This is a genomic window from Polaromonas sp. P3_C2, from assembly GCF_056402675.1.
Map to the genome: position 1 here is coordinate 1 of NZ_JBFUGX010000309.1, position 4,973 is coordinate 4,973.

Annotated in this window: 3 protein-coding genes; 1 reads left to right on the plus strand and 2 read right to left on the minus strand. The window is 64.7% G+C overall.

Features of this window, described 5'->3' with window-relative positions; genetic code table 11:
* Window positions 1–112 precede the first annotated feature (112 nt).
* Complete coding sequence (gene kefC / locus AC1DWI_RS13665) at window positions 113–1,951, plus strand: glutathione-regulated potassium-efflux system protein KefC (RefSeq protein WP_477668310.1); 1,839 nt, start codon at window positions 113–115, stop codon at window positions 1,949–1,951.
* An 82-nt stretch (window positions 1,952–2,033) separates the two neighbouring features.
* On the opposite strand, the gene AC1DWI_RS13670 is transcribed toward kefC, so the two are convergent.
* A complete protein-coding gene (locus AC1DWI_RS13670; protein ID WP_477668311.1) occupies window positions 2,034–4,244 on the minus strand; it encodes a serine/threonine-protein kinase in 2,211 nt (736 codons plus the stop codon).
* A gap of 135 nt (window positions 4,245–4,379) precedes the next feature.
* The coding region (locus AC1DWI_RS13675) for an FHA domain-containing protein (protein WP_477725022.1) at window positions 4,380–4,973 on the minus strand (594 nt) is incomplete at its 5' end.

The window sequence follows — 4,973 nt, forward strand, 5'->3', positions numbered from 1 at the left end:
CTGCGCGGCTGGCCGTCGGGCCGCCCCAAGGCCAGGCAGCCCCTATTGAAAGTGAAAGGGGCAGCGTAACGCCGAAGGCACACGAAGTGAAAAGCGTGGGGGCTCGATAACTATGGAGCATGCACCCGCCTGGCTGACCAACAGCTTTATTTACCTGGCCGCCGCCGTCATTGCCGTGCCGCTGGCCAAAAAACTCGGCCTCGGTTCCATCATCGGCTACCTGGCCGCCGGCATCGCCATAGGCCCCTGGGGCCTGGGCCTGGTTACCAATGTGCAGGACATCCTCCACTTCGCCGAGTTTGGCGTGGTGTTGATGCTGTTCCTGGTGGGGCTGGAGCTGGAGCCCAAACGCCTGTGGAATCTGCGCCGGCCCATCTTCGGCTGGGGCAGTGCCCAGGTGCTGGGGTGCGCCGCCCTGCTCACAGGCGTCGCGATGGCATTTGGCGTGAGCTGGCAAATAGCGCTGGTGGCCGGCCTCGGGCTGGCGCTGTCGTCCACCGCCATCGCGCTGCAGGCCATCGGCGAGCGCCACCTGATGCCGACATCGAGCGGCCAGGCCGGGTTTTCCATCCTGCTGTTCCAGGACGTGGCGGCCATCCCGATTCTCGCGCTGTTGCCCCTGCTGGGCGCAATCGGTGGAGAAAATGAGGCTGTAGCGCATACCAGTCGTGCGCTGGAAGCTATCAAAATCGTAGCGGCCATCGTCGGCATCATCCTGGGCGGCCGCCTGCTGCTGCGGCCCCTGCTGCGCTGGATCGCCAACAGCGGTACACCTGAAATTTTTACCGCAGCCTCGCTGCTGCTGGTGGTGGGCATTGCGGCGCTGATGCAGTTCGTCGGCCTGTCGATGGCCCTGGGCGCTTTTCTGGCGGGTGTGCTGCTGGCGGAAAGTGAATACCGCCGCGAACTCGAAACCGATATCGAGCCTTTCAAGGGCCTGCTGCTGGGCCTCTTCTTCATTGCCGTCGGCATGAGCATCGACTTTGGCGTGCTCTGGAAATCGCCCGGGCTGATGGCCGCCATCCTGGTGGGCTTCCTCGGTTTGAAACTGGTGGTGATTTACGGCCTGGCGCGCCTCATGAAGCTGCCTTTCCAGGAACGCCCGGTGTTCGCGGTACTGCTGGCGCAGGGCGGCGAGTTCGCCTTCGTCGTGTTCCAGGCAGCAGCCGGGGCGCATGTGTTTTCCGCTGAGATCGCCTCACTGCTGATAGGCGCGGTGGCACTGTCCATGCTGCTGAGCCCGCTGCTGCTGGTGGCCGTCGACAAGTTGTTGCTGCCGCGCTGGGCCGGCTGCGACACGCCGCAACTCGAAGAAATCTCCGAGCAGCAGGAGGCGCCCATCATCATTGCCGGTTTCGGCCGCTACGGCCAGATCGTCGGCCGCATGCTGCTGGCCCAGGGCATTCCGGCCACCGTGCTGGACCACGACGCGGAAATGGTCGAAACCGTGCGGGCTTTCGGCTACCGGGTGTTTTACGGCGATGCGACGCGGCTGGACCTGTTGCGCACGGCCGGCGCGGCCACAGCCAAAATCCTGGTGCTGTCGGTCGACGACATGGAGCAATCGCTCAAGATCGTCGACCTGGCGCGCGAGCATTTTCCGCAGATGCAGATCGTCGCCCGCGCGCGTGACGTGACGCACTGGAACGCGCTGCGTGACCGCGGCGTGATGCAGGTGGAACGTGAGGTGTTCGAGTCCAGCCTGCGCAGCGCGCGCACGGTGCTGGAACTGCTGGGCCAGCCGCCGCACGAAGCGCGCCAGGCGGCGATGCGCTTTCGCCGGCACAACCTCGAGCTGTTTGAACGCATGTACCCGCACCGCAAGGACCGTACCAAGGTCATCGCCGTGGCCACCCAGGGGCGTTTACAACTGGAAGAGCAGCTGGCCCAGGAACGCCAGCAACAGGCGCAGCGCCGGCCTGCTGCCTGGCATGCCCAGGAATCCGAATAAAAACAGCTCCAGGCCTTTAGTAGCGGGCGCGAGCAGCTATTGATTTTATAGCACCCGCCTGTCCAGGGATATTGAACGGCAATTACCGGTTCGACTGCTGCTCGGCGTCACGCCGCCGCTGCTCCATGGCACGTCGCTCCACACAAACCGGGTGCTGGGCGAAGCCCGGCTTGGCACACTGCTCAGACATGCAGATCTGGAAACCGAGGAGGATGCGCCCTTCACAGGCCTGCCGCGGATTGCCGGTAGCCGCCTGCGGCGCCGGTGTGGCAGCTTGGTCGGTCACCGAAGGGGAAGGGGTAGCAGCGGATTTGGGCTGAACCTGTTTGGCCTGCCGTTCTTTTTCCAATGCAGCTTTTCGGGTAGCGGCCGCAGCCGCAAGCGCTGCCCTAGAGGCTGCAGACAGGGGTGCCTTCGCCACAGAAGAGGAAGCAGCCGAGGCCGCAAGCTGGGCCTGCGCAGCTGGCACTGCGGGTGCAGCTGCAGCAGGCGCCGCAGACACCACGGGCGAAGTGGAAGCTGCCGGCGTGGCCACCGCCGCGCCGGGCGCTGCCTTGGCCGCTATATTGGCCGGTATGGCAGACGGGGCGGCAGGGGCAGCGCGACCGGAAAGGGATTTCCATCCAAGGCCAATCACGGCCAGCGCCACCAGGCCCGCCAGACCCCACACCAGGTAGCGGTAGGGTGCAGGTGAAGCTGCCTTTGCGGGTGTCGTTGCGACCCCGGGCGACGCCAGGGGACTGCGCCGCCGTGCCGATTTTGACTTTATCGGCGGCCGTGCGGCGTCGTTGGTATTCGCGGCTGGGCCCATGGCGGGAATTGCGGCTGCACCTTGCGTTGGCCGCCCGCTGGCAGGCTCAGGTGCTGCCGGGCTCACGGGTGCCTCGCTGAACACGGTCTCCGGCCAGTCGGTGGATGCATCATGCTCTTCCTGGTCCGGCTGAGCCGCCGCAGCGACCACCGGTGTCCCCAGGCGCGTGGCATCCGGGTCATCGGCGGCGGGCTTCACCGGCACATGAGGCGGCAAAGGCGCCTTGGCTGCCGCCTCTTCAAGGGCCTTCCAGGCCATATCGGTGTCGGTCCCGGAGGCGGATACGCTGGCCGGCGCTGGAGGGGCTGGTTGTGTATCGGGACGCGGAACAATCAGCGTTCCGGTACCCAGGCGCCGGCCGATGTCCGAGTCGTCTGCGCCAGGCACGCCGAGTTTTTTGAGGCGGCGGCGCGCCAGGTCGGCATAGATACCCGACGGGAACTTGGCCAGAAAGCCCTGGATGTCTTCCACATCCATGGACTCCTTGATGTCTTTCCAGTAGACGAGCTCGAGCTCCTGCGTCACGACCGAGATGTTGGCGCTGGTGCCTGACGGCTGGTCAACCAGCGCTTCGCCGGACAGCATGGTGGAAGTCCAGGTTGAACTGCTGCCGGGCCCGGGCGGCACGGCGGTCGGAACCACCGAGATATCGGGCGCCTCGCGTGCCGCGGCCTGCAGCGCAGCAAGGAACTCCTGCGCGCTGGCATAACGCTGGTCGCGCGATTTGGCCAGGGCCTTGGCCACCACGGCATCCAGCGCAGCGGGCAATCGGGCATTGAACGCACCCGGCATGACCGGGGTATGCCCGACGATCTGCTGGATGGTGGCGAAGTCGGTGTCACCGTCAAACGGCCGCTTCCCGGTGAGCAGTTGATACAGCACGATGCCAGCGGCAAACAGGTCTGCGCGGGCGTCAATCGGCCGGCCCTGCACCTGCTCGGGCGACATGTATTTCAGCGTTCCGACCATGGAACCCTGCGTACGGGTGGCTTCGCCGGAATCCTGGATGCGTGCCACACCAAAGTCGGTGAGCTTGACACGCCCGCTCGTCTCGATCAGCAGGTTGGCCGGTTTGATGTCGCGGTGGACGATGCTTTGCCTGTGCGCGTAATCCAGCGCCGAAAGCAGGTCACCCATGATGCCCAGGGTCTGCTCCAGGGTGTAGAGGTTGCCCTTGTCCAGGTGGTGCTTGAGGTCGTCGCCGTCGACGAATTCCATGACCAGGAAGGCAATGTCGCCGTCACGGTCGGAGTCATAGACGCTGACAATATGCGGATGCTGCAGGCGCGCCGCAGACCGGGCCTCGGTGCGAAAACGCACTTCGTACTCTGCGGCGGCTTCTTCCGACAGATTTTCGACCTTGATGGTCTTGATCGCCACCCGGCGGTCAAGATTGGGATCCCGCCCCTCATACACCAGCCCCATCGCCCCCTTGCCGAGGACGCGGATGAGATCGTAACGGCCAAGTTTCTTGAGACTCATGAGGGAATGGAAATGGACGTAACTGGCGGAAACCGTGCTGCGGGCCTGTGGGGGACGCCTACGTCTTGAAACAAAAAACGATTCTAGCCTGCATCATGCAGCGAAAAAGGTCCGGAATCCGCCCTCTTCCGCGGATCAGGTCCTGATGGAAAACGTGACAAGCGGGGCATTTTCGTCGGTACGCTCGCAGCCCGGCACGATCTGGCCGCTGCCAACCAGGTAGCACTCGGTGCGCCGCAGCACCACCGCCTCACTCTGGTTGCCCAGGTACACCCAGGTGCCGTAGCTGGAAGCGTCTGTCAATACAAAATGCCCGCCGCGCCATTCGAGGGTGGCATGCATGCGCGAAACACGGGGGTCGTTCAAGGTCAGCGCCGCATCGGCGGCCCGGCCCAGCGCCAGCTTGCTGCTTTTCGAATCCAGCCTGACGGTTTGTTCCGCAAAGCTGAGTTCGAGGAAGGCCTGGCTGGGTGAAGAGAACATCGAACGCCCGGCCATCGTGGCATCCTCGTCGCGGCCAGCCTGCCATTCGACCCGGTAGACATGGCTGGCTTCAGCCCTGCCGCGCAGGTACATGGGGCCCATGCTGCGCAGGGATGCCCTCTGGGCGGGCAACAGGGCGGTCCAGACGTTTTCGGTCGTGAGGATCTGGGCGGCACCCGCAAGGTCTGCGAGCCGGGCGGCGGAATTGACGGTGTCACCGAAACAGTCGCCGTCGATTTCAACCAC

What these genes read in the sequence shown, in the direction of transcription:
- AC1DWI_RS13670 (WP_477668311.1), bottom strand. Translation starts at nt 4,244, where the DNA reads ATGAGTCTCAAGAAACTTGGCCGTTACGATCTCATCCGCGTCCTCGGC.
- kefC (WP_477668310.1), top strand. Translation starts at nt 113, where the DNA reads ATGGAGCATGCACCCGCCTGGCTGACCAACAGCTTTATTTACCTGGCC.